Below are 26,335 nucleotides of genomic sequence, written 5' to 3'. Positions count from 1 at the left end.
TTCAATTCATGGAGCTCTCGGTATTCTCAGGCTTCACGTTGATATACGGCGCTCCCGGCACCGGGAAGACCTCGTTGGCCCTCCACATAGCCGACAAGCTAGGCAAGAGGATTATGTACGTTGGGATGTACGAGGACGGGGAGAGGATCAGGAACAAGCTCCGGTACTTGGGCCTCGACACGGCCAAGTTCATAGTCTACGACTTCATCAACGTGTCGGAACACAGGGCCGTCCTCGAAATGGTAGGCGATGCGTACGTGAGGGAATTGCCGGACTTAGTCGTCATAGACGGCGTCAACTACTTCCCCGACGATAGGGAGACGGCCTCGGCCCTCTATCGTATGTTCGAATCGCCGGTGATAGCTATCGGCGAGGAGCCCACGGGCGCGAGGCCCTTGGCCTATATGGCCGATTTGTTGATAGAGGTGGGGCAGAGGTTCCGCAAAGGCGCGCGTTATAGGTACGCTAGGTTCCTCAAATCGAGGCTCGGCCCGCCGCCCGCCTCGGAGCTCTACTTCGTAGTGATTAAGGGCGGGCCCGTCTTCGTGGAGCCGTGGGATGAGGGGAAGACTTCGTCGAGGCTCGCCGCAACGCTTCCCATGAAACGGGTTGTGTTCTCGGAAGACGCCGTGAAGGCGTTGACGAGCGCGAAGCAGGATTACACTAAGCCGGGCCTTTTGGAGGGCTCGAGGGTGGCCGACTTCATAGGCACCGCCCCTGAGGACATAGCCTTGGCCGCCGCCTTGTTCTGCGACTACGCCGAATCGGCCAAGGCCGTGTTGGTCCAGACAAACCCCTCCGTCGAGCGGTTCCTCAAATGTGGGCTGGAGAGGCGCCTCGTGCCGGCGGAGGAGCTGGACGACGACAAGGGGCTCGAGGCCGTCAAAGACGCCGTGGGCGACGCCAAGGTGCTCCTCCTATACGGCGCGGAGCAAATAGTGAGGAGGTACGGCTCGCCGAGGCTCAAGCTGTTGCTCGATTTCCTGCACACAATCCGCCCCGACTTGGCCATCCTCGCCGTCTTCTCCGGCCTGGAGCCGAGGCCTAGCCTCAACGCCATGTTCAACACAGTCTGGAGAATCGAGGGCGGGAGGGCCGACGTGGTGAAATCGACGTTGGGGTGGCCCGTCAGGAGCTTCAAGATGGAGAGGAGGGAGGGGTCCTTCTACTTCGCCCCGGCTTAATTTATATAGGCCGATTATTGGACGTGAGGCTGGTGTTGTTGGCGCTCTTCGCCGAGTACGCTCTCCTGGCCCTAACGGCGGCGCTCGGCTACGCCTACCACCACGTAGTGCCTCAGCAGCTCATAGACGCGTTGAGGGGCTACATGAACCAAACCGCGACGGGCCCTCTGCAGATCTTCGGCCACAACGCCGTCATAATGGCGGCGGATTCGATCCCCTTCGTGGGCCCCATAGCCCTCGCCGTGTCTATATCCGCCACGGGGTTCATACTGGGGGCTATCGTTGGGTATTCGCCTCTCGGCCAGATGGGCCCCTTCGCGTTGGCGTTGGCCTATCTGCTCACGGCGGTTATGCCGCACGGCGTACTGGAGCTCTTCTCCTACGCCTTCGCCGCGGCCGGCTCCGTGGACGCCACGGCGAGGATCTTGAGGAGGCGAGGCGGCGCGTTGCGGAGCTGGTCGATCCATTTCGCGGCGGCGTTGGCCTTGCTCCTCGCTGCGGCGTACGTGGAGTGGCTGGAGATAAAGGCCTTGAGCTCTTTCCTGCCCCGCTTTTGATTGCGGAAAAGCATATATTCGAGCTAGGGGGCCGGTCCATGGAGTTGTCGAGCCCTGCGTTCAAATACGGCGAAGTGATCCCCCGCAAGTACACCTGCGATGGCGAGGACGTCTCGCCCCCGTTAGTCATATCAGGAGTCCCGCAAGAGGCCAAGGCGCTGGCGCTCATCATGGAGGACCCCGACGCCCCGATAGGCCTCTTCACCCACTGGGTCCTCTACGAGATACCGCCGACTGTCAAGGAGCTCCCCGAGGGCGTCCCCAAGAGGCCCGAGGTGCCCGGCCTCGGCCTCCAAGGCGTTAACGACTTCGGGAGGGTCGGATACGGCGGCCCTTGTCCTCCTAGAGGCCACGGCCCTCATCGTTATTTCTTCAAGCTCTACGCGCTCTCGGCGCCGTTGGGGCTAGGCCCGAGGGCCTCCCGCAAGAACGTGCTCGACGCCATGCAGGGGAAGATCCTCGCGCAAGCGGAGTATATGGGCATATATAAAAGATGACAGGAAGAATTTACTTCAAATATTGTAGTTATCAGAAGGAAATATAAATTGCGGACTTCATTGGCGCATGGCGAAACAGAAGCTGAAGTTCTACGACATAAAGGCCAAACAAGCGTTCGAGACCGACAAGTACGAGACCGTCGAGAAGAACACCGCCCGCGGCCCCATGATATTCGCCGTGGCCACCTCGCCGTATACCGGCATAAAGGTCTGGAGGCTGATCGGCAAGAAGAAATAAGGGGGCAAACCCTCCTTTTTCCCTCAACTCTTTCCTCGACCGACGTCGACCAGTATCCTCATTAAGCTATGCGCTCTGCCGAACGTGATAAAGACGTTCGCTTGGCTGAGGGCGCGCCAAGCCCGTTGGGATCTCGCCAACAGCGGCGTGGCGCCCCTCGACTTCGAGGACTACTTGGCGGAGCCCGGAGTCGACTTAGTGGAGCTTATATCGGACGTATACGACGTCGATAGGCGGTCCATCGCCTTGACCTCGGGCGCACAAGAGGGCAATTTCTTGGCCCTATGGGCGTTGCGGAAGAGGGCCGATCGCGTTGTCGTGTTCCCGCCCGAGTACGAGCCCATAACGGCGTTGCCGGAAGAGCTCGGACTAAAACGCATCGAAGGCGTCGGCGATCCCTTCGCCTACGTGGACAAGGGCGTCGTGTTGTTCTTCTCGAACCCGAGGAACCCCACGGGCAGCTACTTATCGCAACGGGAGCTGGCCGAGCTGGCGGACGAGGCGAGGAGGAAGGGGGCGTACGTAGTCGTTGATATAATCTTCGTGGATTTCGTCGACGCGGAGCCGAGGGGGTTCCCCTCCGAGAACGCCGTCTTCAACTACAGCACCGACAAGTTCTTCACCAGCCAAGTGAGGATAGGCTGGAGCTTCGGCGATCCCGTAGTGGTCGCGGCAATGGCAGAGGCCAAGGACTTGTTCAACCCCGGGCCCAAGGAGCTCGAGGTGAGAGCCGGCTACGGCTTTTTGTCCAAGAGAGGCGAAATAAGGCAGAGGAACATCGCTTGGATATCGAAGAACTGGGCCGCCTTGAGGAGCGCGTTGGGCGATGTCGGCGTTGAATACCGGGAGCACATGCCCATAGCCTTTCTGCGCCTCGGATGCGACGGCCTCGCGTTGGCCGAGCGGTTGGCGGCTAGGGGCGTAGCGACGGTGCCCGGGCGTTATTTCGGCGTGGAGAAGGCGTTACGCGTGGGTTTAGCCAGAGTGGAGCCGGAGAAATTCGGCGAGCCGTTGTCGGTACTGGTGGAGGAGCTTGGCTCGTGTGGCCGACCGCCTAGGAGCCGCTAACCGCAAGATCCTCGAGACGGGGGGAAAAGCTTAAAATCCACGTGTTTGGCTCGCAAAGGGCCCGTAGTCTAGCGGCTAGGATTGAACGCAGTTCCCTAAAGCCCGCCTGACGCGCGGGAGATCCCGGGTTCGAATCCCGGCGGGCCCACCACCGGGCTTTTAAGGCCAAGGCGTTTCATAACCCCTCAGCGCCTAGACGCGCCCCTCCGCCGTTCCTCCACGGCTCGCCGCGGCCTTGAATAACGGATCCCCCTGTTTGCTTTAGTCGCAACTACGTTGGGACCCGGCGGCGTATATGGGGGTCTTAATAGCGGTCACGGTTCTACTGTGCACGCGGGCGACTATATCTAGGTAGTTAAGAAGGCCCCACTCCTCAGCGAGGGATATAACGGCCGCTATGCCCATGGCTTTTACGAGCTTTATGAACTCGAGCAAGACCGTGTAGAAGACCTTCTCGCCGAAGAACCTCGCCAAGATGTCCAAGCCGTCCACGAACAAGGCGTCGGCCTTATGCTTAACGGCGAGGGTATAGACTTGTAGCAAGAAGGCCTCTACGTCGAGCGGGGCGTTTAGGACCTCTACGTTGTACTTGCCCTTCAATATATCCGCGTCGCCTAGGAAGCTCAGGTAATATACGCTCCTCTCCGCCCTCTTCAAGCTCTCGGCCGTCTTGAGCATAATGCTCGATTTGCCGGAGCCGATTGGGCCCACCAACGCCGTCACGGCCCCCTTCATGACGCCGCCTAAGGTCTCGTCGATACAAGGCACGCCGGTCTTTATCGCCTCGCCGGGTCTCGACAAGGGCGCGGCCTTTATCAAGACGAACCCGAGGCCTTCGGTTATTGCGAAGGGCAGGGCATAGCCTGCCCTCCCTCCTCTTATCTTCCTCACCACAAGCTCCCTCACTGTGCCGTAGGGATAGACGTCGTACCTCAGCTCTATGACGTTGTCGGCGATGTACATAATCCGCTCCGCCACTTGCCTCTCGGCGGTGGCCAATACGTCCATGCCGGCCGTCTTGATGAGCTTGTATATGAGGTTGTGCAAGACCTTAACGCCGCCGTCAGGATGATCGCCGTATGTAAGCTCCGTTATGGAGTCCAGGACGAGGAGGTCGGGCTTTTGCTGGAACGCGACCTCTATCAGAGAGCGGGAGAATGCCTCTAGGTCCTCGACGAGAGGCGCCTCCCAATAGACGAGCCTATCGCCGAAGGCATAGCCCAGCTTGGCCATGTTGGCGCGGAACGTCGGCTCGTCCTCGAACGCAGAGACCCAGAGGGTCCGCCTATAGTTGTTGTAGGCGTACCAAGCGGCGAAAGTAGTTTTCCCCGCGCCGGCGGGGCCGTATACTAACGTCACGCCCTTCAGCTTCAGCTCTTCCATAACCCCTTATCGCTGAGGTATTTCCTCAACGTTTCTTGGTCCATGACGCAGCCGTTTCGCCTCAACCACTCAGCCAACATGAACAACACAAGCTCTGCGTTATGTCGCCCCAATAATTTCACCAAAGTTTCGTACATCCTCCAAGGCTCATCCGCCAGCACTTTGTCGAAAAGATAGCCCAGCATAGTGATAGATCTATAATGTATAAGGAACCTCAACGTGTACTCCATGGAGCCGTAGAAGCGGAGGAGGAACTCCTTTGTGAGGCACACTGAATTCTTCCGCTCACTATGGATATTTATAATTTACGCTGAATGAATTTTTCATGTATTTAAAGATGAATCAAATAGTACATAGAAAAGAATTCCCATTAAAGGGCTGTATATTAAGCCCGCGAATATCATGACCGATAACGGGTCGAGGGAGAGCCCGCCTATTTGCAAAACGCCGAGGGGGCTGAATGAAAAGCTTGGCGGCTGTCGTCGTAGCGGCCGCGGGCTTATTCCTTTGGCTCAAGCGCCGAGGATCCAGAGCCCGGCGGGTTGGCCCCCAGCTGCCCCTCTAGCCGGGAGGCCCGCGCCCTAAGGAGGTCTTCTTGGCCCAAACCTTTCTGGGGTCCACGCGGTAGAACACCCTCCCGGCCCCGTGCAGCAACAAGTTGGTCCTCTCGAGCACGGGCCCCCACTCGTCCACGAGGCCTTCGCGCACTTTGACCTTGAGCGCCTCGAAGACGTAAAGCCTGACCTCCCCCACGTCCAGCTTGGCCGCGACCTTGGCCTCGTATATGGCTATGGAGCCGTCCAAGCCGGGCGCCTTAACCACGTCGCTGGGTATAAGCCTAACGCCGAAGGCTGATATCTTGTCCACGTCCCTCCCGCTGACGGAGCCCAAGGCGTACGCCAGATCGGCCATGTCTATAGGAACCACGTTTATGGTGGCCTCGCCCGAGTGCTCTAAACACTGGAACGTGTAGCTCGACTTGTCCACGGCTACGGCGATGGTGGGCGGCTCCTCGGACACCGGCGTGTTCCAGCTGGCCGGCATCGCGTTGAGCTTGCCGCCCGGGCACTCCGCTATTATGACCACCGTGGGGCGGGGGTGGAGGGGGCGGTAGAAGACGCCTTTGTACTCGACGTACATGGACCTAGGTGAGACTTAATTAAAAAAGAAGAAACGGATAACACATGGAGCGCACGAACGGAGTGGCCTTCAAGACGAACTTGCCTCCCGACAAGGTGAAACAGCTAGTGGAGGTGCTCCGCGGCATCTACGACCCCGAGATACCCATCAACGTCTACGACTTGGGCCTCATCAGGGAGATAACCCTCGGGGAGGACGGCACTTTGAAGATAGTGATGACGTTGACGGCCGTGGGGTGTCCCGTGAGCGCCAACTTGGCCAACGAGGTCGGCCTCGCCGTGCAGTCGGTGGTGCAAGAGGCCAAGGACGTGGAGGTGGACGTGGACTTCGAGCGGCCTTGGGACCCCACCCAGATGACGCCCGAGGGCAGGGAGATGTTCAAGGCCATCTACGGCTACGACATAGTGGAGCAGTACCTCAGACAACAACAAGAACTGGCCCAGCAGTAGCGCGCGTAGTCCATCTTTATATACTACGCGGTGTAGTGGCCCGTGTTGGCCATATTCGGGGGGAGGCCCGTCAGGGAGAAGCCCATAGTGGCCAAGCCGGTCGTCTACAGCCCCGAGCTGGTGAAGGAGATCGAGGAGGTGTTGAAGTCGGGAGTCCTCGTGTCGACTCACGGGAAGTGGGTCAAGGCCTTCGAGGAGGAGCTGGCGGGGTTCCTCGGCGTTAGGCACGTCTTGGCCACGACCAGCGGGACCACCGCGCTCCACTTGGCCCTCAAGGCCATCGGCGTGGGTCCAGGGGACGAGGTGGTCACAACGCCTTTCACCTTCGCCGCCTCCGCCACGGCGGTTCTACACGCCAACGCGGTCCCCGTCTTCGCCGATATCGACAGAGAGACCCTCAACTTGGACCCCGCGTCCGTCGAGGCCAAGATAACCGACAAGACGAAGGCCGTTGTCGTGGTGCACTTGGCCGGCTACCCGGCGGAGATGGACGCGTTCGCCAAAATCGCCGAGAAGTACGGCGTGTATATAGTCGAGGACGTGGCGCAAGCGCTGGGGGCGGAGTACAGGGGCAAGAAGGCGGGGGCTCTCGGCCACATCTCGGCGTTTAGCTTCTACGCCACGAAGCACATAACCGGCGGCGAGGGCGGCGCCGTGGCCACCGACGTTGCGGCCTACGCCGAGCGGGCGCGCCTCATGAGGGCCCACGGCGAGGTCGGGAAGTACTGGTACGAGCTGTTGGGCTACAACTACAGGATGACCGAGCTCCAGGGCCTGCTCCTGTACCACGAGCTCAAGAAATTCGGCGAGTTCCAGAAGGCGCGGGAGGAGTACGTCAAGGCCCTCTTGGACGGGCTCGCGCGCTTGGAGGGCGAAGGCCTCCTCTCTGTCGTGAGGCCTAAGCCCTACGTGAAGCACAGCTGGCATCTAGTGCAGATACTGCTATCAGTGGAGAGGTTGAGCAAGCCGCGTGACTTCGTGGTGGAGGCGTTGAGGAGCGAGGGGATAGGGAACGTCTTCGTGGCCTACCCTGTCCCGTTGTACAGGACCCCCCTCTTCCAGAAAATGGAGGGGCACGGCAGAGGGTGTCCTTGGAGTTGCCCGTTCTACGGGAGGAGGATCGCCTACGAGAGGCTCCCGAACGCGGAGTGGGCGGCCGAGAGGGTCGTCTCGTTGCTAGTGTTGCCCAACTTGACCCCCGAGGACGCGGCGGACACGGCCAAGGCCTTCGAGAAGGTGTTGGGCGAGCTAAGGCGTTGAGCCCTTGGCCTCGGCCCTCAGCTTAATCACGACGTTTAACTCCCCTCCTTTCTCGACCTCGCAAAAGCCCTTGATGTAGATATCGTAGACGCCTGGCGCTATTTCTAAAGGCGCGTCGTAGCCCAGTATCAAGACCATCGCCCTGATGCACTGGCCCGTGCTCACGGCGCACGGCATCTGGACCACGTACTCCTTGGGCCCGGCCAGCCTCGCCGCGAGCCCGCCGACTATGCGGGCGCTCCCCTTGGCCTCGACCGAGAACTGCACCTCGGCCGGCGCGTCGGCCCTCAACGTCGCCACGTGGATCTCCTTGCCGGAGCACAACGCCTTTGACGTCGTTTTCCAATAAGGCGGCGACATCTCCACGCCGTTTAGGACGCCCACGAGCTCGGCCGAGCCCTTGAGCCCTCCGCTGTTGGCCAACAAGGCGACGAGCACAGGCGCCGCCAGCAACGCCCAGATAAACCTCACTCCCGCGCCCGAGCGCATCCTTCGAAAGTTATCGGCGGAACAGCTTGTCGTACACGGCCGCCGCGTTCTCGAAGATCCTCTCGAAGTACTCCTCGGAGGCCAGCCCCTTCTCGACGGCCTTCCTTATCTTCAAGGCCAAGCTCCACGGCGGTATCACCGCGCCCGGCCTCTTGTTGTCGTCTATGTAGTCGCTCTCCACGAGGTAGACGGGCTCGAGGCGCAGCGCCTCCTCGAACTCCCCCCTACGGCCTATGGGCACCGAGGGCACTAGCCCGAGCTCCTTGGCCGCGAGGACGGCGCGGGGCTCTATGTGGTGCATCACGATCGAGCCGGGCCTCGCGTTGGCCCTAGCCGCTATCTCGGCCACGCTCTTCGCGGTCTCGACGCCCTTGCGCTCTAGGTGTAGGTGGACCACGGCGCCGACGTCGCGGGCCTTGGCCAAGACGTACTCGAGCACTCTGTCGCACAACTGGACCAACCGCTCGTCCGCGTCCCAGTGGGGCCTTCCGTATTCCCCGAGCCCCACCGCCTTCCCCTCGGCCACGTAACGCGCCGCGAGGTCGACGGTCCACCTCATGAACTCCTCGACCTCAGCCTCGCTCCACCCGGCGTCCCGCAAGGCGGCGCACTCGGCCGGGTGCACCCCCACCACGGCGCCCGAGATGAGCCCGATCCGCCTCGCCGCCTCGCTGTTCTTGACCGTGTGTTCGTAGAGCTTCTCCACCCACGCCTTATCCCCCGGCGATCCGCCAATGGACCAAGTCAGGAGCGCCACGAAGATTATGCCCGTGCCGCCCGCTTTCTTGAACCTCTTGGCCACCTCCTCGGCGCCGAGGCCTGTCGCCTCGTTGGCGTGGGCGTGGTTGTCGAACACGCGCATGGACCGCCTGGGGGATAAGCTTAAATATCAACGCGCCGTCTCCCATATGGCGAGGAGGCGGAGGAGGGGCGATCTGAACCTCTTCACGGCGGCGGGCCTCTTGAACTTCTCAAGAGAGGGCGAAATAGAGAAGTACAAGCTGAGCCCGAAAGCCGTGGTTATAGGCGCTGTAGTGGTAATGGGGGTGGTCATCGCCTTGACCCTCTTGAGGATTTGATGAGGACTCCGCCTAGGATAAAAGTGCTCGAGGCCCTCTCGGCGCTCGCCGACGGCAGAGTGAGGCCGATCGGCGAAAAGGAGGCTGAGGTGATCTCATCGGACGGCTCGAGGACCTATAAGGTGTTCGTGGACTTGGGCAAGAGGGTGGCCTACAGCGACGACAACGGCACTATGTACAGGGGATATATAGGCTATCCCATTATATCTTTCTTGATGGCCCGCGGCGTTTTGCCGGTGGACAAGAGGATAGGGGAGGCGTTGAGGGGGATCCCGTGGAGGAAGCTCAACGAGGAGTACAAGAAATACGACGTCGTGATGGGCTTAGTGAAGGCCCAGTTGAAGGAGAGGGGGATCTCGGAGGAGGAGGTGGAGCGCTATATCGACTTGGTCTTGGCGTATTTGAAGAAGTTGGGCTTGAGGCTGGAGAGGCCGGCGGATCGAGGCGGGCAAACTTTTTAACCATCTGGGTTGTTGAGGACTGGCGGGGGTGCCCGAGCCAGGTCAAAGGGGCAGGGTTGTCGGTATTGCCGGCCCATAGGTCCCTGTGGCGTAGGCCTGCGTGGGTTCAAATCCCACCCCCCGCACCACGGTTTCCTCCACTGGACGCGCGTGTTATACCGCAAGCGCAGCCTACACGACCCCGATACCGCAGCCCGGACTCCATAGAGGTATGGGAATAGGGAGGCGGCGGTCTGGACGGGCGAGTCGGCGAGGGCGGCGTTGAGCTGCCGAGGCTTTGAGGGAGTCGCGGGATAGGGAACACGGGGAGGCCGCGCGGGAGTCCCCCGCGAGCCGGCCTCGAGGGGCGAGCCGCCGCGTCTGCTCGGCGTAGACTCCTCGTGGCGCTTTTAAGGCCGCGTGGGGTCGGCGAGCCCTCGACGGATTGAGCGGGGCGCATAGAGCCGGCGGGCGCGGCGTCCGGCCATCTCGCGAGGACGAGCTGGAGGCCGGAAAGGCTTGTCGGGCGAATTCATCGCCCTCTCGACGAGGGGACTGGAGCGTCGTCAATGGCGAGGGAGTTGAAGTACAAACTGCACGAGCCTGTCGGCGGGCGATCGCATAGTTCGGCCGTTGGGCCTACGTCTCGACGATGGGCTGAAAGTAGTGAAGAGGCCGCGTACTGGGCGGAGGGTCTTCCCCGCGTATTAAGGCGCAATCCTCCCTCGATAGAGAGGCGGCGGGGGACGCGGTATGCGCGATATGCCCCTCCGCTTTGGCCGCGCGCCCCTAGCCTTTGCCCCTCACGGCCTCTTTGTTGCTCCAGCCGATTAGTGGCGCCTTCCGCCGGCCTTTGGCCTCGTTGGAGCCTCCCTAGGAACGCCGCGCGGCCAACGCCGACGGTGCCCTCGTCGAATTCCTCTCGCGTAGTCCAGCTCGGCGTAGGGCCAAACGGCTCGTCGAGCGGCGGTCGCAGAAGTACGCTGATGTTCGTCGCCGTTATATATTTATTGTATCAGTAAAATAGTAGTATGAAGTGTCCCTATTGCGGCTCCGTCGATGTGGAGGTTGTTAAAAGTTGGAAGATGCCGAGGCAGGGATACGACGTGACGCACTACCGTTGTAAGAGCTGCGGGGGGCTCTTCAACCACTACGTGGGCAAGGGCAGGGAGTTCGTGCTCAGAGTCGGGCCGAGGAGGCCGGCGGGGCGGCGATAGGGCTGAGTTGCGCGAGGCGAGGCGCTGAGGCCCGTATGTCGACGCTTCCACGAAAAGGCTCGTCTTGGGAACCGTTTTTTACCGCGGTTACCGCCCTCTTTCTTGAGGGACATTGCCGAAGACGTCGCGCTGCCCTATTCTTTAAAAAACTGACATACTATCAACGATGGCCGATCAGCGGATTAATATGATAATAGAAGATATTTTCCCGCTCGACGAGGTTAACCAGTACGCGGCGGTGGAGAAGGGCCCGGGCAGGCCGCCCCACTGGGAGATGGTCTTCTGGTGGACTAGGAAGCCCCTCAGCTCCGCGCGGGCCGTCATAGCCGCGGCCTTGCTCCCCGCAGATGCGTATTCCAACGGGGAACAATTCCTCAACGACCTCTTCCCGTGCCGTAGCGACAAAAAGACGGTGCACGCCTGTAACCCCTCGCCCAGACTCGTGGAGAAGCTCAAGGGCAAGAAATTGCTGGACCCCTTCGCGGGCTTCGGCTCTATACCCCTGGAGGCCCTCCGGCTGGGGCTCGACGTGACCGCCGTGGAGCTGTTGCCGACCGCGTACGTGTTCTTGAAGGCGGTGTTGGAATACCCCAAGCAGTGGGGGCGCCTAAAGAAGAAGATGGACGACAAGGAGGCCAAGGAGCTGGGGCTAAAAAGCGGCGAGATTCCCCTCCTCGTCTACGACGTGGCTAAGTGGGGCAAATGGGTCGTCGAACAGCTTAGAAACGACCCGGACGTCAAGGAGCTATACGACGAAGACGTCGCGGTGTACATAGGCACGTGGGAGGTGAAGTGCCCAGTCTGCGGGAGGCACACGCCGCTAGTGGGGAACTGGTGGCTAGCCAAGGTGAAGGCCGGCGGTAGAGGCTACGAGAGGCTGGCGTGGATGGAGTTCCGCAACGGCGACGTGGTCGTGGCGGACCTAAATAAAGAGTTGAAAACGCCGATCATAAGCGCCGAGGTCGCGACGAGGGGCGAAGAAGGAGAGAGCGGCTTGGTCAAGCTGAAAAACGGAAAGACGTACGTCGTGCCGCGGCCTAACGTAAATGCAAGAAGCGAGACGGCGCAGTGCCTCTTCTGCAAAGCGGAGATAAACCACAGAGTAGTAGACGGCCGGGTTGTAAAAACAACGAAGAAAAAAGAAGGCGTCTGGTACGTGAAGTGGGCATTAAAGCAATGGAACGAGAATTATGAGAAATACTTGAAAGGCGAATTAACACTGGAGGAGTTAAGGAATTCACCAGCAAGACCCACACTACTAGTCAAGGTTAAGGTGAAGAATGGCGACTTAGAATTCGAACCAGCGGGCAGGGAGGATAATGAGAAGCTATGGAAGGCAGTGGAGAAGATCAAACAATTGTGGGGAGACCCAGACATACCAATAGAGGAGTTATGGAAATATACTATGGGAACGGCAGGTGCTTTAAGGATAATAGTATGGGACTTTGATAAATTCTACAAGCTCTTTAATCCGCGCCAACTCCTAGCCCTGGTTAAACTCGTCAAGCTAATACGCGAGGCTGGCAAGAAGGTGGAGGAAGAGAAACTGAGAGAGGGACGTGACAAGCAGGAGGCGTTAGAGTATGCAGAAGCAGTGACGACATACCTAGCAATAGCACTAGTGAGATACGCTGAACATACATCATTAGCTACGCCCTGGACTTCCTCTACAGGGTTTGGTTCATCTCTTGCGTTGAAGCCTGCGAATATAATGACTTACCGTGGAATCGCTATGGTATGGAACTGGTGTGAAACATCACCATTCATGGACTTTGCAGGTAGTTATATAAGAGGATTAAAGACGAATATTGATGGTTTATCTTATCTTACCCACGCAGTTTCCAATAGCCCGGGCACGGTCAAGGTCTTGCTCGACGACGCCACGACGTTAAGCAAGTTGGGAGATGAGAAATTTGACGTAGTTGTTACCGACCCGCCCTACGCCGATGACGTGCCGTATGCGGAGCTTAGCGACTTCTATTACGTGTGGCTCAAGAGGGCGCTCTCCGACGTTGACGGGGGGCGTCTCGTGCCTAGGTTTCTGCCGGAGGCCTTCTTCGACGAATTCGGCGAGGAGATTACCACGCAGTGGAAAGTCTTCGCAGCGAGGGAGATCTCCGAGAACGAAGGTAGGCGCAAGTTCTTCAACAGCGAGCCGTTCGACGTGCTTTTGTCTAGGGCTTTCTCCAACATCCTCAGATTCCTTAAGTCGGAGGGCTTGCTCGTCACCTACTACGTCGCCAAGAGGCCCGAGGCTTGGGAGGCTTTTATAAAAGCGTTGTGGGAGGTGAACGGGCTTGAGCTTGTGGCGGCACACCCCGTGGCTACTGAGAGCGAGGAGAACATCGTGGCTAGAGGCAAGGCCTCGGTCCTGGGGGGCTACGTCTCGGTCTGGAGGAGAAGGCAACGCGCCGAGCCGTTATCTCTCGACGACTCCGCCGTGGACGAGGTCGCGGACATCTTAAAGCGCGTAGCCAACAGCGTAGAGGGCCACACCGCGTGGGTTTACGCCTACCTCTCGGCCCTTAGCTATTTGACCAGACACGCCGCGGTGATCAGCGGAGGCGTCAAGTTGGATTTACGCGGCGTTATCGACGAGGCGGTCAACTTGGCCTTCCAAGCGCTTCTGAGGAGAGCCGGCGTGAAGCACTTGGACTCCTATTGTAAAGCCTACTTGATGTTGAGGATAGTCGAGAACGAAAGAGGCGTAGTGGACAGCGATGTCGTCTCGCACGTCGAGAGGGCCGTGGGCCTACGCGACGTCGATTTGGCCAAATTCGGCTTGATCAAGCCGATGGAGACCGGCGGGCCCAAGGTCGCCAAGAGGAAGGCCTTCGAGGTGTTGGCGCCTAGGAGGGATACCGTGGACGAGTTGAGGAGGGTCTACTCCTATCAGCGAGGCAAATCGCCGGCGCTGGACTGTTTTAGGCAACTCCAGCTCAACGCCTTGGCGCGCACGCCCGCGTCGTGTTCGCCGGTGCACAGAGAGGCTGCCGTGGAGTTGGCGAGAGCTCTCGTCGAGTTGGCGAAGGCCGGGCTGCTCGACGGGGAGGACCCAGACGTCAAGATCTCCAAGGCAGTCCTGGGAATGGAGTGGTGGCAATGAGCTTAGTCAAGGCGCTCGCCGAGGGCAAGGTCAGCTCCGCCGTCGACGTCTACGAGGTGTACAAGGCGTTGTTCAAGGGCGAGAGGCCTCTGCCCGTCTACGAGCCGTATTGCGATCCCGACAAGTTCTTCTCGATCACCTACGTAACGCCCGCGTTTAAGCAGTATTTGGCAGACTTCCTCCGCAAGCTCAGCGCCGGCGAGTCCGAGATCTACTTAATGCCCGCGATCCTCGGCGCCGGCAAATCCCACTTCTTGGCCTTAGTCCTGCACTTGGTCAAGCTTTACGGCGTTTGTCGCGGCGATGGCGGCTGCGTCAAGAGGGAGTTGGCCAAATACGGCGTGGACATAGACGCGCCGAATATAGGCAAGGCGCCCGTCGTGTACGTCTTCCACGGACAATACGAGGCCGCGGGCGAGGCGAAGGAGTTGATGAATATCCGGGACAAGGAGAAGTTGAGGGGCTTCTTGAGGGGCAAGACGCCCGTGGTGTTGGTCTTCGACGAGACTCAGTATCTCGAGCGCAAGAACGAGGAGTTCCCGTTGTGGATCCAAATGTTGGCGGAGGTGGCCAGGGAGTTGCCCGGCGTCTTCCTATTCGTCTCGTTCTCCCTATTCCCCGGCGAAAGGCCGGACCTCTCCACGGCCAAGTCGCAAGACGCCGTCAAGAGGGTCAACCCCGTCACCATCTCCCTGGATACTGTCAACAACATCGCGTCGATCTTCAGGCGCTGGGCCGGGCTATCCGTCAGACAAGTCGACTCAACGCCGTTGAGGGGCGTAGTCGACGATAGGCTCTTGGCGGATTTCGACAAGAGGATCAACGAAACTTATCCGTTCAACCCCGTATTCCTTGACGTCGTGTTGCAACTCGCCAACGAGTCGATCGTGGAGAGGACCCGCGTCCAGTTAACCAGGGAGCTCTTGCGCACGTTGGCGCGCGCCTACCTCAAAGCCAACGACAAGGAGCTAGTGGTGTTCGCCCATTTGCCCGAGCTCAAGGAGATCTTGGTGATAGGAGGCGCCCTCGCCGGCTTTTGGGACGCTTTATTGAACATCTACGCCCAAGACCTGGAGAGAGTCAAGAGCCGCGCGAGGGAGGAGCCGGGCTTCGAGAAGACCGCAATCTCTGTGCTCAGACACGTGTTGTTGGTCACGTTCCTCAACAAGCTGTTGCCCAGCCCAGTGGCGTATCCCTCCGAGGACGACGTAATTGCGGGCAACTACAACGGCGTAGATATCAGGCCTGCGGACATAAGGCGTTTCCTCCAAGAGGCGGCTAAGTTGGGCCTACACGTAGAGAAGCTCGCCGGCAATAGGTACATCTATTGGTATATCGGCGACGAGGTCGACGCGATTCGCGAGGCCATGTTAAAGTTCGGCGACGACAAGGCGCTCGACTTCGTGGCCAACTTAGTGGCCTCCGTGTTGAGGGACAAAGTCGACATGTTCTCGAGGGTGTACATATCAGGCCTAGGCGAGTCGAGCTCCCACGGCAAGATACAAGTCGTAAACAAGGACGAGTGGGAAGAGCTCCTCAAGGATCCCGATAGCTCCACGTTGGCCGTGGACATCTTGGACTTTGGCGTCTCCGTAAAACGCAACAACCTCGTCGTTATACGCCACAACGATAAGGCGGAGATACCCCCCGTGGTCGAGGAGATCTTGAAGGAGATCTACAAGGAGCCCGGCGATTTGAAGAAAGCCGTCGTGGAGCTGGGCAGGGCCGTGCTCGCCGTGGACGAAGTCGCCAAAAACCTCCACGACTATTTCAAGGACCTCCTCAGCGTCGAGGACGACAAGCTGAAGAGGGAGTTCGAGGAGCTGCTCAAGAGCAGGTTGGAGAAGTGGAGGGAAAACCTCCAGATAGCTCTGCGCTCGGCCGTCACTAATTGGTTGAGCTCCGCGACTATAGGGTTCAAGAACGCGAGCGATAGGCTAGATAAACTCCTCGGCGATTTGCGCAAGAGGAAGAAGGACGTAGAGGCCACGTTCGTGGAGCAATTGTTCGAAAGCGGCGTAATCCAGTGGAACTCCTTCGTTAAGCTGGGCGACCTCTGGAGCATGTACCTCAACAACGAGAGCTTCCCGGCCATCCCTATCTCGTTCGACGAATTCAAGAGGCTTGTCAAGGATTATTGCGACAGCAATTGCGGATGCATCTTCGAGGTCGACGGCAAGATCCGCTGGCTCGTCGAACACGGCTGCGACAAGACGGTCCTCAGCGGCGGGGACGTGAAGAACGTGGGCCTGGTGCCCGTATTCGTCGGCGGCAAGCTCAACGACTGGGCTATAGAGAAGTATCTAAATCAATTAGCACAGGATCCCGATAAAAACTATATAATTATTTATAAAAAACCCTCTGGTGAAGTAAAAAAGCCAGTTCACAATTTATTGATGGAAAGAGGAGAATGGGACTACCTCATGGAGGGGCGCCTCGAGGTCGAGGCGAGGCGGGGCAGGCGGATCACGGTGTACGTCGACGGCGTCCCCACCTTAACTGTGGATAGACAGCCCGGCTCGGTCCTCAACGTGAGCATCGAGGCCGACGCCGACATACGCTCTGTGGTTTATAGATTAGACTACTTGGAGAGGGAGTTGGCAGTCCGCGGGAAAACAGCGACTTTCAGCGTAGTCGCGCCCAAGGAGCCTGGAGAGCACTTCTTGGATTTAGACATAGTATTCGAGGACGGCTACAAGGAGGCGCGCAGAGTCAAGGTCGTCGTTAAGGGTAAATGTAAAAAAATAGAGAAAACTTATAGAATAAGTGAAGGAGACTTAATTAAGAATATTAGAGTTAGTACTACAAAAAGTGCAAGCGATCTCGTAGATTATCTATTGCGCAAGAACATCGCCTTCGTCGTAAAGCTGAACTCGCGCAAGGGCGAGCAGAACGAGGAGTTGTCCATGAGCGCCAAGTTCGTCGTAAGGGACAGAGATGCTCGGGACAAGGTAATTCGCCTATTGAAGGCCGTCGAGTACATAACCCCCTCGATAGACGGCGTGTTCGAGTTCGACGACGCCGTCAAGGCGGACGCCGATATGGCCAACTGGTTCAAGACTAGGAGCGATGCGTCGTTCGAGGTCGAGAGAGAGGCCGAGTGTTAGCGCATGCCTTCCCTGATCGAAATACTTAAAGAGGCCGGCAAGAACTTATACAAACATCAACTAGATTTCGTCTCGGACGTCATCCTGCTTCCGAACATCAAAGTGCTTTTGGCCGATGACGTGGGCTTGGGCAAGACCATACAGGCCTTGCTCTTGACGAGGGCTCTCATGGACCTCGAGAGGGTCAACACGGTGTTGATAGTGGTGCCCCGCGCCGTGTTCGGCCAGTGGTCCGAGGAGCTGGAGCGTTTCGGGATCGACTACTATCCCATCGAGTCAGAGGACTTCCCCATAGGGCATAGGGTTTACTTGATCACGCTCGATAGGGCCAAGTCGACGGGCTACATGGAGAGGCTCTCCAAGCTGAGCTGGGATCTCGTGATCGTCGACGAGGCCCATAAGCTGAGGCTCGAGACGCAGAGGATAAGAGTTGCGGATTTATGTAAAACGGCCGCGAACTGTCTGCTCTTGACCGCGACGCCGCATACAGGCGACGAGAGGGACTACGACTTCTTGAAGGGGTTGGTGAACGGCTTCGCGATCAGAAGGGAGAAGAAAGACGTAGAGGAGTACGAGGGGAAGAAGATATTCCCCCGCCTTCAGTACTGGATCGTCCAGGCGAAGGCGTCGCGCGAGGAGGCCAAGGCGTTGAGCAGAATACTAGGCGTGTTAGATAGGCTAGACGTCGAGAGCATAGTGAAAGTAGTCGCTGAGAAGAGGGCCATGTCCAGCCCCCTCTCCTTCTTGTCGACGTTGTCCAAGATAGTAGGCGGCAGTTGCACTCCGAGCGAGCTCGAGGAGGGGGAGTTGGACGCGTGCCTCGGCAACATCGCCGGGCTCAAGGAGTTGAAAGATGCCGTGAAGGACTACGTGGAGCTCCCGGACACGAAGCTCGAGGCGTTGAGGAAGTTGATATTCGAGTCGAAGGAGTTGGAGGGGAAGAAGATCCTCGTCTTCACGGAGTATGCGACCACCGCCGAGTACCTCTTCGACAAACTGCGCGGATACTTGTCCAAAAACGGCGATTGCCCGATCCAAGACGCTGGCGAGGGGTTCGCCAAGGCCAGTTGCGGCAAAGTCGGATTGATGTATATCACGTCCAAGGCCAGGGAGAAGCTCGACGTCAACATCGAGGCGCTCAACTTGGCGAAATCGCACGACTTGGCGATCCTCATCTCGACTGATATAATGTCCGAGGGCGTCAACCTACAAGCCTACAACGTGTTGATAAACTACGAGGTCGTCTGGAGCCCCACTAAACACGTGCAACGCATCGGCAGGATCTGGCGCTTCGGCCAATCGGCCGACCAAGTGACCGTAATAGACATGGTGTTGAAGACCGGTTTACAACGAGACGAGTACTCCTATTACGTCTACCTCTTGGAGAAGTTATACGAGATATCCGTGGTGGCCCTTGCGCCTCAGAGCTACGGCGAGTACTCGATCTACAAGTTCGATGAGGGCAAGCTCGAGAGGATCCTGGAGATCGGCTCGTCGGTCTATCTGGACGAGTACGAGGTATTCAACAGCGTGGCGGACAAGAAGTTGGATGAGCTCAAGCAGAAGATAAGCAAGATATTGGCGAGGAAGGAAGAGCTCAAGTGGAAGCCTAAGGATCTGGTCGAGAAGGGTCTCCGGGTCAAATTGGGCTATCCGGCCAGGAATAGGCCGGAGGCGGGCAGCGGCTACTACCGAGTGGAGTTGAGGTACGTGTCCGGAGGCGTCTTGTTGAACAAGGAGGCCTTGTTAGTGAGGTTGCCCACGCCGTTGAGCAAAAGCCGCGAGCTGCCTGAGGCTCTCCTCAGAGAGGCCGAAGTGCCGTGGGATAACGTGGAGGTGGAGGTCGGCGACGTCAAGGAGGACGAGAAGAACGAGGTGGAGCGCAAGGTGTACAGGGAGTTGGTGATCCCGTTTAGGAGTTACGTGGAGCTCTTGAAGAAGTACATGCCGCTGGGCAACGTGGATCTAGAAATGGGGCTGATCACGAGGGCGTTAGTAAAACCAGGAGAGGGGATCGTCTTGTCGGGCGACTTCGAGGAGCTGGTGTGGAGGGAGGTGAGGGCGAGCAGGGGCAGGGCTAAGGTGGAGTATAAAGCGGTGGAGTGCAGCAAGGCGGAATTGAGGAGGAGCGGGTATCAGATCGTGGAGGACTACGTCAGCGCGCCGAGGCCCTTCGATTTAGTGGTGAGGAGGAACGGGGTTATATACACCGTGGAGATCAAGGGCAAACGCGTGGAGAGGGCCAACGAGCCGTTGTCCTTCACGGCGAACGAAATAGACTGGGCCTCGCGGTTTCCGGATAGGCACATAATATGCGTGGCGTATGTAGACGATTACGGATGCCGAAGTACGGAGTGCGCGACCTTCGAGGAATTCCAAAAACAGTGGATCTTGGAGACCGTGAGGGGTTTGGAGTATAAGTTCAACGCGAGGAGGAAGTAGTTTCCGCAACGTCGAGCGGTCCTCGAGGCTCGACCACGGTCCAGCGGCCGGCGCTCGTCCAAGCGCCGCGAGGCGGCTACGCTTTTGGCCGGACTTCCAGTATATTATTACGAGAAAAATATAAAAACCTCTTACTCTTGCAATATATGGATTTCCAGACAGCTAATAAATACTTATATGAAGGATATCTCTATACGTTAATACTAATTATAGCGTCGGTCGTCCTCGTTATGGCGTTGATAATAGGGCTAGTAATCGCAACGCCGCAAGTTCTTTACATTCCAGAATTTCCAGGATTTCCGAACATATCGTCGAGCGCCTCGGCCTTTGCGGGCCTCGGCGCCGTGCTCTTCGCTATAATAGTGCTAATCGTCGTCTACCTCGTCATCTTCTTCCGTTACATCTTCAGAGGCTATATGGCCTTGCATAGGCTCGGGATAAAATGGGCTTGGTGGCTCGCCTGGGGCCCGATAATCGTCGGTATCATCGCGTTGGCGCTTCTCGGCTCTGTCGCCGCTATCGCCGCCTCGCCCCCCCGGCTAGTGCAGCCCGTCGGCATCGGGGGGATGTTAATAGGGCTGGCCGTCGTCGCGGTTGTCTTGGCCGCATTTGGGATCTTTGTATCTGTTGCACATATATTATTTCTTGACAATATGCATGAATATACTAATATATCCTTATTTCGCACTGCATTTATTCTATATATAATATCTTTAGTGCTCTCCTTTATCCCCTACGTCAGCATAGTAGACGGGATCCTCTTCCTAGTCGAATACATAATCGAGATGTTGGCCTATAGGGAGGCCTCGAGGTGGACTCCGCCTAGCCCTCAACAACCCCCCTCTTGAGCCAGCTCAACGAGTTCACGTCGACGGCGCGGCCGGTCTTCAAAAGCGATACCATGTTCCAAGTGATGAGCGCGATGATTATATGGCGGCAGATCTTGCCGCCGAAAGTGTTGGCCTCGCAAGTGCACTTGGCCCCGTAGGGCCCGACCGATACGTAGTGCCAGACGCCCTTCCTCGTGCTGGACTCGACAGCCATCCTTACGCCTATCACCTTGTCCTCGTCCTCCACGATCTCCAAGATCCTGGCCTTCTTGGGCTGTATGGAGAAGTACAAGTCCAACACCTTGGACAGCCTAACGCCCAAGGCGCCCGATAGGTCCAACAAAAAACGCCTAGCCCCCTCCTCGATCTCCGCGGAGCTCATCTACGAACTCCCGCGCGCCTGCCAATAAAGATATGCCCCTCGCCTCCAAGGAGTGATCTCCTAATATCACGTACTCCATGCCCAAGGCGCGGCCGATGAGGAGCGCGGCCGCCACGTCCAACATCCTCAACTTCCCTCTGAGGTCCGCGAAGCCGACCGCGGCGCCTATGCCGGCGAGCAGGAGCTCGTAGCTGGAGCAGCCCAAGCTCCTCGCCTTTAAGCCCATGGAGGCTATGCGCGAGTACAAAGACGGCGGGACCGACTCCCCCATAGCCACGAAGGCCACGCGCGCGGGCGCCTCCCGCCTCTTGACCACGACGCCGTTTCTGGATGGGGGCTGGCCGGGGCCGACGACGTAGATCTCCCCCCGCGGGGGCACTGCGAGGACGGCGTATTCGAGGTCCTCCAGACCGCCCGTCTTGTAGCGGCCGGCCGCCAAGGATATGGCGAAGACGGGGATCCCCAGAGAGTAGTTGAGGGACCCGTCGAGGGGGTCCAACACGAAGACGTACTTCTCGTCGCCCCATCTGTACACGCCGCCCTCCTCGGCTATGAGGACCCCGCCCTCGAAGGAGCTCCTCAACGCCGCGTATATGTACTGCTCCATCTCCGCGTCGATGGCCCTGGTCACGTCGTCGGCGCGGCTGGCCACGACCTCGAGCCCTCTGCCGTTCCGAAAGCCCTCCCAGAGCATCCAAGAGGCCTTGGCGGCTATGGCTTGCAATCTGCCCAACACGACGGAGATGAGGAGCGTATATAAATCAGCTAAAGCGCCATCGGCCATCTATGCCCGTAACCCTGACTACATCACCAACCATAAATACGGCCGTGTTTATATACGCGATGAGGAGGAGCGACGCGCCGATAGGTGAGGACTAGGAGGTGAGCTCCGATAAACGTTATATATAGGGCCGTACGGGGACTAGTGGGAGGTCGGAGAAGGAGGAGGAAGATTATACAGAGGCCCAAGAGGACTCCGCCCAAGATCTTCGTGTGCCCCAACTGCGGAGCCCAGACCGTTAACGTGAAGAAGATAGGCGAGGGGAAATACGTCGTGGTGTGCGGCACGTGCGGCTTGAGGGAGGAATTCGACGAGCGCCCCCGCTGGAGCTCCGTCGATTACTACAACGCCTTCGTCGACCACTTCCTCGAGGGCAAGATAAAGCCGCCCGAGCAGACTGCCGGAGAGGAGGGAGGGGAGGATGAGGGTTCTTGAATACCTCTCGGACGGCGTCAAGCACTTCACGTTGATAGACCCCGACAAGTCCGTCGATTACGTCAAGATAGCCAAGACCGCGCTGGAGGCGGGCACAGACGGCATCCTGGTCGGAGGCTCTCTGGGGATACCCTCGGAGGAGCTAGACGCCGTGGTGAAGGACCTCAAGTCCATATCGCATGTGCCCATAGTGCTTTTCCCGGGCACCGTGTGCCAGCTGACGCCTAGGGCCGACGCCGTGTTGTTCTTGAGCGTGTTGAACTCGCAAGACCCCTATTTCATAGTGGGGGCCCAGCTACAAGGCGCCGTGATATTGGCGAAGCACTACCCGAACCTCGAGGTGATATCCACGGCGTATCTCCTAGTAGGCGACGGCGGCGCGGCCGGCTACATCAGCGCGGCCAGGCCCGTGCCCTTGAGGAGGCCCGACATTGCGGTCGCCTACGCCCTCGCCGCGAAGTACATGGGCTTCAACGCGGTCTACCTCGAGGCCGGCAGCGGCGCGCCGGAGCCCGTGCCGATCCCGATGGTGAGGGCCGTGAGGAGGTACTTGGACCGCGTACTGATAGTGGGAGGGGGCATCCGGTCCGGCAAAACCGCGGGCGAGATAGCCAAGGAGAGGCCCAACGTGATAGTCACGGGGACGATAGCTGAGGAGCAGCCCGAGAAGCTGGGCGAGATCGTGCGCGCGATAAGGGAAGCCGCTGGGCGTTGACCCGGGCGACGATCCTCTGTTGCTTCTCGCCGCGTCGCGAATACGATGGGAGGATCGGCCGCGGCGTTTTTCTAAACGCGAAAAAGCTTTAAGCAGAGGAGTTCTCTCGTACGGGCGGGGGTGCCCGAGCCAGGTCAAAGGGGCAGGGTTTTCGGTGCGGCCGGCCCATAGGTCCCTGTGGCGTAGGCCTGCGTGGGTTCAAATCCCACCCCCCGCACCACGGTTTCCTTCTTTGAGCATTACTCTGCTCACGGGCTCTCTATACGCGCTCGTCGCCCATATTCGCCGTCGATAGCCGCCTCTCAGCCGAGTTGTCGACGGCGTGTCGTGGCGATATTCGACGTCCACAGTGGCTGACTGCGCGTTGACGTTAATATCCCGGGTCGACGTCTCCGCGATGATCTTGGTGTTGGCCGAGGCGGCGTTGGAGCTCGTGCCCAGGGAGCTCTGGCGCCACCCAGCCGTCGTCAAAGACGCGAGGAGGCGCGGGAAGGAGCCCGGCCGTATACTCCTCGACAGGGCGAGGCACCACACCGCTATGGCGACGCTCCGCTCGTCCGAGCGCAGGGGCAGGCCCGACATAGTGCACATGTGCATGCTCGCCTTCCAGTACTCTCTCCTCAACGCGGCGGGGAAGGGGTCTATGTTCGTCCACGCCATCAACGACGTCGTGATCAAGATAAGGCCCGACACGAGGCCTCCAAAGAACTACTACAACTTCGTGGGCCTCATGGAGCAGCTGTTGGCCGAGGGCAGAGTCCCCCCGCGAGGGGACCCCCTCATGGTCGTCGAGAGGAAGAAGTTGAGGGACCTCTTGGAGGAGCTGGGAGGGCGATGGGTGGTGCTACACGAGCGGGGGCGGCGCGCGGACCCCCTAGAGCTGGGCAGAGGCCTCGCCGACTCGGTCGTCGTCGTGGGGGGCTTCCCACACGGCGATTTCGAGAACAAATGGGTGGTGGAGGAGGCCGCTGGCGTCTACCGAATAGGCGATAGGCCCCTCGACGCTTGGCAAGTGGTGGCCAAGGCTGTGGCCTTGGCGGAGATAGCCCTAGGCCTTATTTAGCCCCCTCAACGCCCTCAGCCAAGTCGCTATGGACTCGCCGCCGGCGACGAGCTTGTTGCGGATTAGGTAATACTGAGAGGCGGCCCCCCTCTCCACCAACCACGCCGCGAACATGTTGACGAGGACCCTCTCGCCTCCTCTTTTCAACATGCCCATGGCGTAATCCACGACGTAGTCCTTGGCGACTGGGTTCCCCTTGGCCGCGGCTTGTCTGGCCCGCTCCAACAAGAGCTTGGGCCCCATCTCGGCGAGCCATTTCTTGAACTCGGGGAGCTCCTTCTGGAACGCCTGCGCGATGGGCGTCTGCGCGAACTTGTCCCAATAACGGTCGAGCTCGTCGGCGATCATCCTATCCTCGGCCATGAGAGGCGCTATCTTATATCATTTAAACATTTCCCGTGGACAAGAAGGAGCTAGCCGCCGTGCTCGACGCGTTGCCGGGATTCGCCAAGCCCAAGCTCGGCCTAGAGCAGTACGCGACGCCCGGCGATATAGCGGCCACTATAGCGTGGACTATGTACATGCGCGGCGAGCTCGACGAGGGCTGGACGGCCGATCTCGGCTGCGGGACCGGCAGATTGGCCTACGCCGTGTTCGCCCTCGGCGGCAGAGCTGTATGTATAGATATAGATCCAGATGCCTTGAGGATAGCGAAAGGCCTAGGCCTAGACGTGGCCCTCTGCGACGCCAGATCGCCTTGCGTCAAGAGGGGCGTCAAGGTCGTCATGAATCCCCCTTTCGGCGTCTGGCGCCCCCACGCCGACGTGGAGTTCCTGAAGGGGGCCTCGCAAGTGGCGCCCGTGATCTACACCATACACAAATACAGCACGAGGGAGTACGTGGAGAGAGCGGCCCAGCGCCTCGGCTATAGGCCCAGCCTCCTCGACGCGGCGTTCATAACCATACCGCCCATGTATAGGCACCACAAGAAGAGGTCCCACAGAGTGGAGGTCGCGATCTTCAGGCTGGAGCGGGGCTAGGCCAAGAGCGACTTCTCGAGGGCCTCCAGATCGCCCATTATGGCCTGGACCGCGCGCCTTATGGCGTCCAACGGGCTCCCGTTGCGCGTCTTCAGCTTGAAGGTCACGTCCTCCAGGAGGGGGTGGCCCACGTCGAAGATCACGTACTCCACGTCGGGATCCTCGGAGAGGTATTCCACCAAGGGCGAGAAGAGCGTGTAGGTCTCGCCCTTGGTCTTGATCTCTATGTAGTGCTCCTCCAGTTTGACTATCTCAAGCGACATCACGAGGCCTCCCCGAAAAACGCCCTTTTATTTTTTCCCCACCAACGCTCTGAGCCTCTTCTTGGCCGTCTGCAAGTCGACTGCTAGGCTGTACACGCGCCCCTTGTTCAGAACCCCGCTTGCGGCCAAGCGCTCGAGGGCCTCCTCGGGCCTCGACTTAGTGAGCGCTATGTACACCGCCGTTATGCGCTTCGCGTGGGGGCTCACGGCGGCCTCCTCCAGCGCCTTGTAGGCGGCCGAGAGCTCGGACACCGCGGCCTTCACTTGTTCCAGAGACGCGTCCGTCACGATCTCGCCGCCTTTCAACCTCGCTGTGAAGCCCCTCGCGGCCAAGTAGTCGGCCAAGACGTCCGGGGGCACGGGCGACTCCACCTCCGCCTCCTTGAAGACCACCTCGAGGGGGTAGGACCTCATCGGCCTCAGCCTAGCCCTCGCGATCCCCGCCAAGGTCTTCACCGCGGCGATGGCCCTCTTTATCTCAGCCGGCGAGCCGCTGAGCTGTATATAGACGTTGGTCCCCCTGACGATGGCGTAGTACTCGACGCCGACGTATTTGGGAAGGAGCTCCAAAAAATGCTCGAGCTCCTCCCTGTTGGCCAACTTCACCGATATCGTCCTATACATAAAAGCCTTGGGCTATCTTGCGCACGTCGACGGCCCCGCAGACGGGGCACACGAGCTGGGCCCCGCGCCTCTTCATGACGTTGCCGCATTTGGGGCAAATGGCCCTGACCACGCCGTATGTGGGGCCCTTTATCGACAACAAGAACGGCGGCCCTAAGCTGGACACCACGCGCGCCCTCACGTAATCGCCGATGCCCACCTTTCCGTCCGCGAACTGCGGCGGTATAATCGCCGAGACCGGGTACTTGAGCTCCTCGACGCCTTTCCCCTCCTTGGCGACGCACCTAGCACTGAGGGCTTTAGCTCCCTTGGACGTCACGACGCAGTACACCGTATCCCCTTGTCTCGGATAGCTGTTGTCCCTCAACGGCTTGACCAAGGCCGTGTGCCCCCTCTTGTCGTATATGGCCACGCCGAGCGCCGCCGCGCGGAACACGCCGTCTAGGTAAGCTCTGCCGTCTACGACGAACTCCTCCGGCGTGGCGACCTCCTCGCCCGGCAACACTAACTTGCGCTGGATCTGCACGAAAGGCTAATAACGCACGTTAAAATTGTTTATCGAGCCCGATGACGACGGTCTTTAGTAGCTACAGATGCGCGGGAACC

General features: G+C 59.1%; 29 protein-coding genes and 3 tRNA genes. 21 read left to right on the top strand and 11 right to left on the bottom strand.

Translation table 11 applies throughout. The annotated features are described in order from the left end of the window. Nucleotides 1–8 precede the first annotated feature (8 nt). The 6 genes from ACZ5PA_RS08060 (at nucleotide 9) to ACZ5PA_RS08035 (ending at nucleotide 3,695) form a co-directional block, all read left to right on the top strand. Complete coding sequence (locus ACZ5PA_RS08060; RefSeq protein WP_464929829.1) at nucleotides 9–1,184, top strand: RAD55 family ATPase; 1,176 nt, start codon at nucleotides 9–11, stop codon at nucleotides 1,182–1,184. 23 nt (nucleotides 1,185–1,207) lie between these two features. Next, complete coding sequence (locus ACZ5PA_RS08055) at nucleotides 1,208–1,741, top strand: hypothetical protein (RefSeq protein ID WP_464929828.1); 534 nt, start codon at nucleotides 1,208–1,210, stop codon at nucleotides 1,739–1,741. A gap of 38 nt (nucleotides 1,742–1,779) precedes the next feature. Then, nucleotides 1,780–2,238: a YbhB/YbcL family Raf kinase inhibitor-like protein gene (locus ACZ5PA_RS08050; RefSeq protein WP_464929827.1), complete on the top strand. Its 459-nt coding sequence runs from the start codon at nucleotides 1,780–1,782 to the stop codon at nucleotides 2,236–2,238. 67 nt (nucleotides 2,239–2,305) lie between these two features. Then, nucleotides 2,306–2,476, top strand: a complete 171-nt coding sequence (gene cc1, locus ACZ5PA_RS08045) for a DNA-binding protein CC1 (protein WP_014126241.1) — start codon at nucleotides 2,306–2,308, stop codon at nucleotides 2,474–2,476. A gap of 84 nt (nucleotides 2,477–2,560) precedes the next feature. After that, entirely contained in the window at nucleotides 2,561–3,544 is a 984-nt protein-coding gene (locus ACZ5PA_RS08040; RefSeq protein WP_464929826.1) for a pyridoxal phosphate-dependent aminotransferase, read from the top strand. A 57-nt stretch (nucleotides 3,545–3,601) separates the two neighbouring features. Next, nucleotides 3,602–3,695, top strand: a tRNA-Val gene (locus ACZ5PA_RS08035). 110 nt (nucleotides 3,696–3,805) lie between these two features. Here the strand turns inward: ACZ5PA_RS08035 and ACZ5PA_RS08030 are convergent. The 3 genes from ACZ5PA_RS08030 to ACZ5PA_RS08020 form a co-directional block, all read right to left on the bottom strand. Next, nucleotides 3,806–4,927, bottom strand: coding sequence for an RAD55 family ATPase (locus tag ACZ5PA_RS08030; protein WP_464929825.1), 1,122 nt, complete (start codon nucleotides 4,925–4,927; stop codon nucleotides 3,806–3,808). Continuing rightward, nucleotides 4,915–5,199, bottom strand: a complete 285-nt coding sequence (locus ACZ5PA_RS08025; RefSeq protein WP_464929824.1) for a hypothetical protein — start codon at nucleotides 5,197–5,199, stop codon at nucleotides 4,915–4,917. The genes ACZ5PA_RS08030 and ACZ5PA_RS08025 overlap by 13 nt, the downstream gene beginning before the upstream one ends. A 289-nt stretch (nucleotides 5,200–5,488) precedes the next feature. Continuing rightward, nucleotides 5,489–6,067 (bottom strand): flavin reductase family protein, encoded by a 579-nt coding sequence (locus ACZ5PA_RS08020; RefSeq protein ID WP_464929823.1) that lies wholly within the window; start codon nucleotides 6,065–6,067, stop codon nucleotides 5,489–5,491. A gap of 44 nt (nucleotides 6,068–6,111) precedes the next feature. Here ACZ5PA_RS08020 and ACZ5PA_RS08015 point away from each other — a divergent pair, with 44 nt between their 5' ends. Both ACZ5PA_RS08015 and ACZ5PA_RS08010 read left to right on the top strand, forming a co-directional pair. Further along, complete coding sequence (locus tag ACZ5PA_RS08015; protein ID WP_464929822.1) at nucleotides 6,112–6,516, top strand: metal-sulfur cluster assembly factor; 405 nt, start codon at nucleotides 6,112–6,114, stop codon at nucleotides 6,514–6,516. A gap of 42 nt (nucleotides 6,517–6,558) precedes the next feature. Further along, nucleotides 6,559–7,776, top strand: a complete 1,218-nt coding sequence (locus tag ACZ5PA_RS08010) for a DegT/DnrJ/EryC1/StrS family aminotransferase (RefSeq protein ID WP_464929821.1) — start codon at nucleotides 6,559–6,561, stop codon at nucleotides 7,774–7,776. Here ACZ5PA_RS08010 and ACZ5PA_RS08005 read toward each other — a convergent pair. Both ACZ5PA_RS08005 and ACZ5PA_RS08000 read right to left on the bottom strand, forming a co-directional pair. Further along, a complete protein-coding gene (locus ACZ5PA_RS08005) occupies nucleotides 7,765–8,247 on the bottom strand; it encodes a hypothetical protein (RefSeq protein ID WP_464929820.1) in 483 nt (160 codons plus the stop codon). The genes ACZ5PA_RS08010 and ACZ5PA_RS08005 overlap by 12 nt on opposite strands. Before the next feature lie 28 nt (nucleotides 8,248–8,275). Further along, the gene (locus ACZ5PA_RS08000) at nucleotides 8,276–9,127 is read right to left on the bottom strand and encodes a TatD family hydrolase (protein ID WP_464929819.1); all 852 of its coding nucleotides are present in this window, start codon (nucleotides 9,125–9,127) and stop codon (nucleotides 8,276–8,278) included. A gap of 46 nt (nucleotides 9,128–9,173) precedes the next feature. Between ACZ5PA_RS08000 and ACZ5PA_RS07995 the strand changes: the two genes are divergently transcribed. The 8 genes from ACZ5PA_RS07995 to ACZ5PA_RS07960 all read left to right on the top strand — a co-directional run bounded on the left by ACZ5PA_RS07995 (nucleotide 9,174) and on the right by ACZ5PA_RS07960 (nucleotide 20,504). Then, the gene (locus tag ACZ5PA_RS07995; protein WP_464929818.1) at nucleotides 9,174–9,344 is read left to right on the top strand and encodes a preprotein translocase subunit Sec61beta; all 171 of its coding nucleotides are present in this window, start codon (nucleotides 9,174–9,176) and stop codon (nucleotides 9,342–9,344) included. Beyond that, nucleotides 9,344–9,805, top strand: a complete 462-nt coding sequence (locus tag ACZ5PA_RS07990) for a hypothetical protein (protein ID WP_464929817.1) — start codon at nucleotides 9,344–9,346, stop codon at nucleotides 9,803–9,805. The genes ACZ5PA_RS07995 and ACZ5PA_RS07990 overlap by 1 nt, the downstream gene beginning before the upstream one ends. A gap of 22 nt (nucleotides 9,806–9,827) precedes the next feature. Next, nucleotides 9,828–9,933 (top strand) — tRNA-Leu (locus tag ACZ5PA_RS07985). 882 nt (nucleotides 9,934–10,815) lie between these two features. Continuing rightward, nucleotides 10,816–11,001: a hypothetical protein gene (locus tag ACZ5PA_RS07980; RefSeq protein ID WP_464929816.1), complete on the top strand. Its 186-nt coding sequence runs from the start codon at nucleotides 10,816–10,818 to the stop codon at nucleotides 10,999–11,001. Nucleotides 11,002–11,167: 166 nt separating this feature from the next. Further along, on the top strand, nucleotides 11,168–14,107 hold the full coding sequence (locus ACZ5PA_RS07975) for a DUF1156 domain-containing protein (RefSeq protein WP_464929815.1): 2,940 nt from the start codon (nucleotides 11,168–11,170) through the stop codon (nucleotides 14,105–14,107). Then, nucleotides 14,104–17,214: a DUF499 domain-containing protein gene (locus tag ACZ5PA_RS07970; protein WP_464929814.1), complete on the top strand. Its 3,111-nt coding sequence runs from the start codon at nucleotides 14,104–14,106 to the stop codon at nucleotides 17,212–17,214. The genes ACZ5PA_RS07975 and ACZ5PA_RS07970 overlap by 4 nt, the downstream gene beginning before the upstream one ends. 3 nt (nucleotides 17,215–17,217) lie before the next feature. After that, the gene (locus ACZ5PA_RS07965; protein ID WP_464929813.1) at nucleotides 17,218–19,656 is read left to right on the top strand and encodes an SNF2-related protein; all 2,439 of its coding nucleotides are present in this window, start codon (nucleotides 17,218–17,220) and stop codon (nucleotides 19,654–19,656) included. 146 nt (nucleotides 19,657–19,802) lie between these two features. Next, nucleotides 19,803–20,504 (top strand): hypothetical protein, encoded by a 702-nt coding sequence (locus ACZ5PA_RS07960; protein WP_464929812.1) that lies wholly within the window; start codon nucleotides 19,803–19,805, stop codon nucleotides 20,502–20,504. On the opposite strand, the gene ACZ5PA_RS07955 is transcribed toward ACZ5PA_RS07960, so the two are convergent. Beyond that, the gene (locus tag ACZ5PA_RS07955) at nucleotides 20,479–20,868 is read right to left on the bottom strand and encodes an SWIM zinc finger family protein (RefSeq protein ID WP_464929811.1); all 390 of its coding nucleotides are present in this window, start codon (nucleotides 20,866–20,868) and stop codon (nucleotides 20,479–20,481) included. The two genes, ACZ5PA_RS07960 and ACZ5PA_RS07955, sit on opposite strands and share 26 nt — an antisense overlap. Then, nucleotides 20,837–21,604 carry an inositol monophosphatase family protein gene (locus ACZ5PA_RS07950; protein ID WP_464929810.1) on the bottom strand — a complete coding sequence of 256 codons (768 nt, stop codon included), beginning with the start codon at nucleotides 21,602–21,604 and terminating at the stop codon, nucleotides 20,837–20,839. The genes ACZ5PA_RS07955 and ACZ5PA_RS07950 overlap by 32 nt, the downstream gene beginning before the upstream one ends. Nucleotides 21,605–21,793: 189 nt before the next feature. On the opposite strand from ACZ5PA_RS07950, the gene ACZ5PA_RS07945 reads away from it, so the two are divergent. The 4 genes from ACZ5PA_RS07945 to ACZ5PA_RS07930 all read left to right on the top strand — a co-directional run bounded on the left by ACZ5PA_RS07945 (nucleotide 21,794) and on the right by ACZ5PA_RS07930 (nucleotide 23,862). Continuing rightward, a complete protein-coding gene (locus ACZ5PA_RS07945) occupies nucleotides 21,794–22,084 on the top strand; it encodes a hypothetical protein (RefSeq protein WP_464929809.1) in 291 nt (96 codons plus the stop codon). Beyond that, the gene (locus tag ACZ5PA_RS07940) at nucleotides 22,071–22,799 is read left to right on the top strand and encodes a phosphoglycerol geranylgeranyltransferase (RefSeq protein WP_464929808.1); all 729 of its coding nucleotides are present in this window, start codon (nucleotides 22,071–22,073) and stop codon (nucleotides 22,797–22,799) included. Before ACZ5PA_RS07945 ends, ACZ5PA_RS07940 begins: the two co-directional genes overlap by 14 nt. A gap of 114 nt (nucleotides 22,800–22,913) precedes the next feature. Then, a tRNA-Leu gene (locus tag ACZ5PA_RS07935) sits at nucleotides 22,914–23,019 on the top strand. A 177-nt stretch (nucleotides 23,020–23,196) separates the two neighbouring features. After that, nucleotides 23,197–23,862 carry a 16S rRNA methyltransferase gene (locus tag ACZ5PA_RS07930; RefSeq protein WP_464931238.1) on the top strand — a complete coding sequence of 222 codons (666 nt, stop codon included), beginning with the start codon at nucleotides 23,197–23,199 and terminating at the stop codon, nucleotides 23,860–23,862. Here ACZ5PA_RS07930 and ACZ5PA_RS07925 read toward each other — a convergent pair. Continuing rightward, nucleotides 23,848–24,225: a hypothetical protein gene (locus ACZ5PA_RS07925; RefSeq protein WP_464929807.1), complete on the bottom strand. Its 378-nt coding sequence runs from the start codon at nucleotides 24,223–24,225 to the stop codon at nucleotides 23,848–23,850. The two genes, ACZ5PA_RS07930 and ACZ5PA_RS07925, sit on opposite strands and share 15 nt — an antisense overlap. A 35-nt stretch (nucleotides 24,226–24,260) precedes the next feature. On the opposite strand from ACZ5PA_RS07925, the gene ACZ5PA_RS07920 reads away from it, so the two are divergent. Further along, nucleotides 24,261–24,842 carry an METTL5 family protein gene (locus ACZ5PA_RS07920; RefSeq protein ID WP_464929806.1) on the top strand — a complete coding sequence of 194 codons (582 nt, stop codon included), beginning with the start codon at nucleotides 24,261–24,263 and terminating at the stop codon, nucleotides 24,840–24,842. Here ACZ5PA_RS07920 and ACZ5PA_RS07915 read toward each other — a convergent pair. From ACZ5PA_RS07915 to ACZ5PA_RS07905, 3 genes are read right to left on the bottom strand one after another with little or no spacing between them, the layout of a single operon-like run. After that, nucleotides 24,839–25,105: a DNA-directed RNA polymerase subunit L gene (locus ACZ5PA_RS07915; RefSeq protein ID WP_464931237.1), complete on the bottom strand. Its 267-nt coding sequence runs from the start codon at nucleotides 25,103–25,105 to the stop codon at nucleotides 24,839–24,841. The two genes, ACZ5PA_RS07920 and ACZ5PA_RS07915, sit on opposite strands and share 4 nt — an antisense overlap. Nucleotides 25,106–25,132: 27 nt before the next feature. After that, nucleotides 25,133–25,711 carry a DUF2067 family protein gene (locus ACZ5PA_RS07910; protein ID WP_464929805.1) on the bottom strand — a complete coding sequence of 193 codons (579 nt, stop codon included), beginning with the start codon at nucleotides 25,709–25,711 and terminating at the stop codon, nucleotides 25,133–25,135. A 10-nt stretch (nucleotides 25,712–25,721) separates the two neighbouring features. After that, nucleotides 25,722–26,255: an exosome complex RNA-binding protein Csl4 gene (locus tag ACZ5PA_RS07905; RefSeq protein WP_464929804.1), complete on the bottom strand. Its 534-nt coding sequence runs from the start codon at nucleotides 26,253–26,255 to the stop codon at nucleotides 25,722–25,724. Nucleotides 26,256–26,335: the final 80 nt, after the last annotated feature.

It is taken from the genome of Thermoproteus thermophilus (assembly GCF_055392855.1).
Note: the sequence above shows the minus strand (reverse complement) of the source record. Positions and strands in the feature narration are given on the sequence as shown.

Bases quoted from the DNA above. Each gene is read 5' to 3' on its own strand.
- ACZ5PA_RS08060 (WP_464929829.1), top strand. From the start codon at position 9: ATGGAGCTCTCGGTATTCTCAGGCTTCACGTTGATATACGGCGCTCCC.
- ACZ5PA_RS08050 (WP_464929827.1), top strand. From the start codon at position 1,780: ATGGAGTTGTCGAGCCCTGCGTTCAAATACGGCGAAGTGATCCCCCGC.
- cc1 (WP_014126241.1), top strand. From the start codon at position 2,306: ATGGCGAAACAGAAGCTGAAGTTCTACGACATAAAGGCCAAACAAGCG.
- ACZ5PA_RS08030 (WP_464929825.1), bottom strand. From the start codon at position 4,927: ATGGAAGAGCTGAAGCTGAAGGGCGTGACGTTAGTATACGGCCCCGCC.
- ACZ5PA_RS08020 (WP_464929823.1), bottom strand. From the start codon at position 6,067: ATGTACGTCGAGTACAAAGGCGTCTTCTACCGCCCCCTCCACCCCCGC.
- ACZ5PA_RS08015 (WP_464929822.1), top strand. From the start codon at position 6,112: ATGGAGCGCACGAACGGAGTGGCCTTCAAGACGAACTTGCCTCCCGAC.
- ACZ5PA_RS08000 (WP_464929819.1), bottom strand. From the start codon at position 9,127: ATGCGCGTGTTCGACAACCACGCCCACGCCAACGAGGCGACAGGCCTC.
- ACZ5PA_RS07995 (WP_464929818.1), top strand. From the start codon at position 9,174: ATGGCGAGGAGGCGGAGGAGGGGCGATCTGAACCTCTTCACGGCGGCG.
- ACZ5PA_RS07990 (WP_464929817.1), top strand. From the start codon at position 9,344: ATGAGGACTCCGCCTAGGATAAAAGTGCTCGAGGCCCTCTCGGCGCTC.
- ACZ5PA_RS07980 (WP_464929816.1), top strand. From the start codon at position 10,816: ATGAAGTGTCCCTATTGCGGCTCCGTCGATGTGGAGGTTGTTAAAAGT.
- ACZ5PA_RS07975 (WP_464929815.1), top strand. From the start codon at position 11,168: ATGGCCGATCAGCGGATTAATATGATAATAGAAGATATTTTCCCGCTC.
- ACZ5PA_RS07970 (WP_464929814.1), top strand. From the start codon at position 14,104: ATGAGCTTAGTCAAGGCGCTCGCCGAGGGCAAGGTCAGCTCCGCCGTC.
- ACZ5PA_RS07965 (WP_464929813.1), top strand. From the start codon at position 17,218: ATGCCTTCCCTGATCGAAATACTTAAAGAGGCCGGCAAGAACTTATAC.
- ACZ5PA_RS07960 (WP_464929812.1), top strand. From the start codon at position 19,803: ATGGATTTCCAGACAGCTAATAAATACTTATATGAAGGATATCTCTAT.
- ACZ5PA_RS07955 (WP_464929811.1), bottom strand. From the start codon at position 20,868: ATGAGCTCCGCGGAGATCGAGGAGGGGGCTAGGCGTTTTTTGTTGGAC.
- ACZ5PA_RS07940 (WP_464929808.1), top strand. From the start codon at position 22,071: ATGAGGGTTCTTGAATACCTCTCGGACGGCGTCAAGCACTTCACGTTG.
- ACZ5PA_RS07930 (WP_464931238.1), top strand. From the start codon at position 23,197: ATGATCTTGGTGTTGGCCGAGGCGGCGTTGGAGCTCGTGCCCAGGGAG.
- ACZ5PA_RS07925 (WP_464929807.1), bottom strand. From the start codon at position 24,225: ATGGCCGAGGATAGGATGATCGCCGACGAGCTCGACCGTTATTGGGAC.
- ACZ5PA_RS07915 (WP_464931237.1), bottom strand. From the start codon at position 25,105: ATGTCGCTTGAGATAGTCAAACTGGAGGAGCACTACATAGAGATCAAG.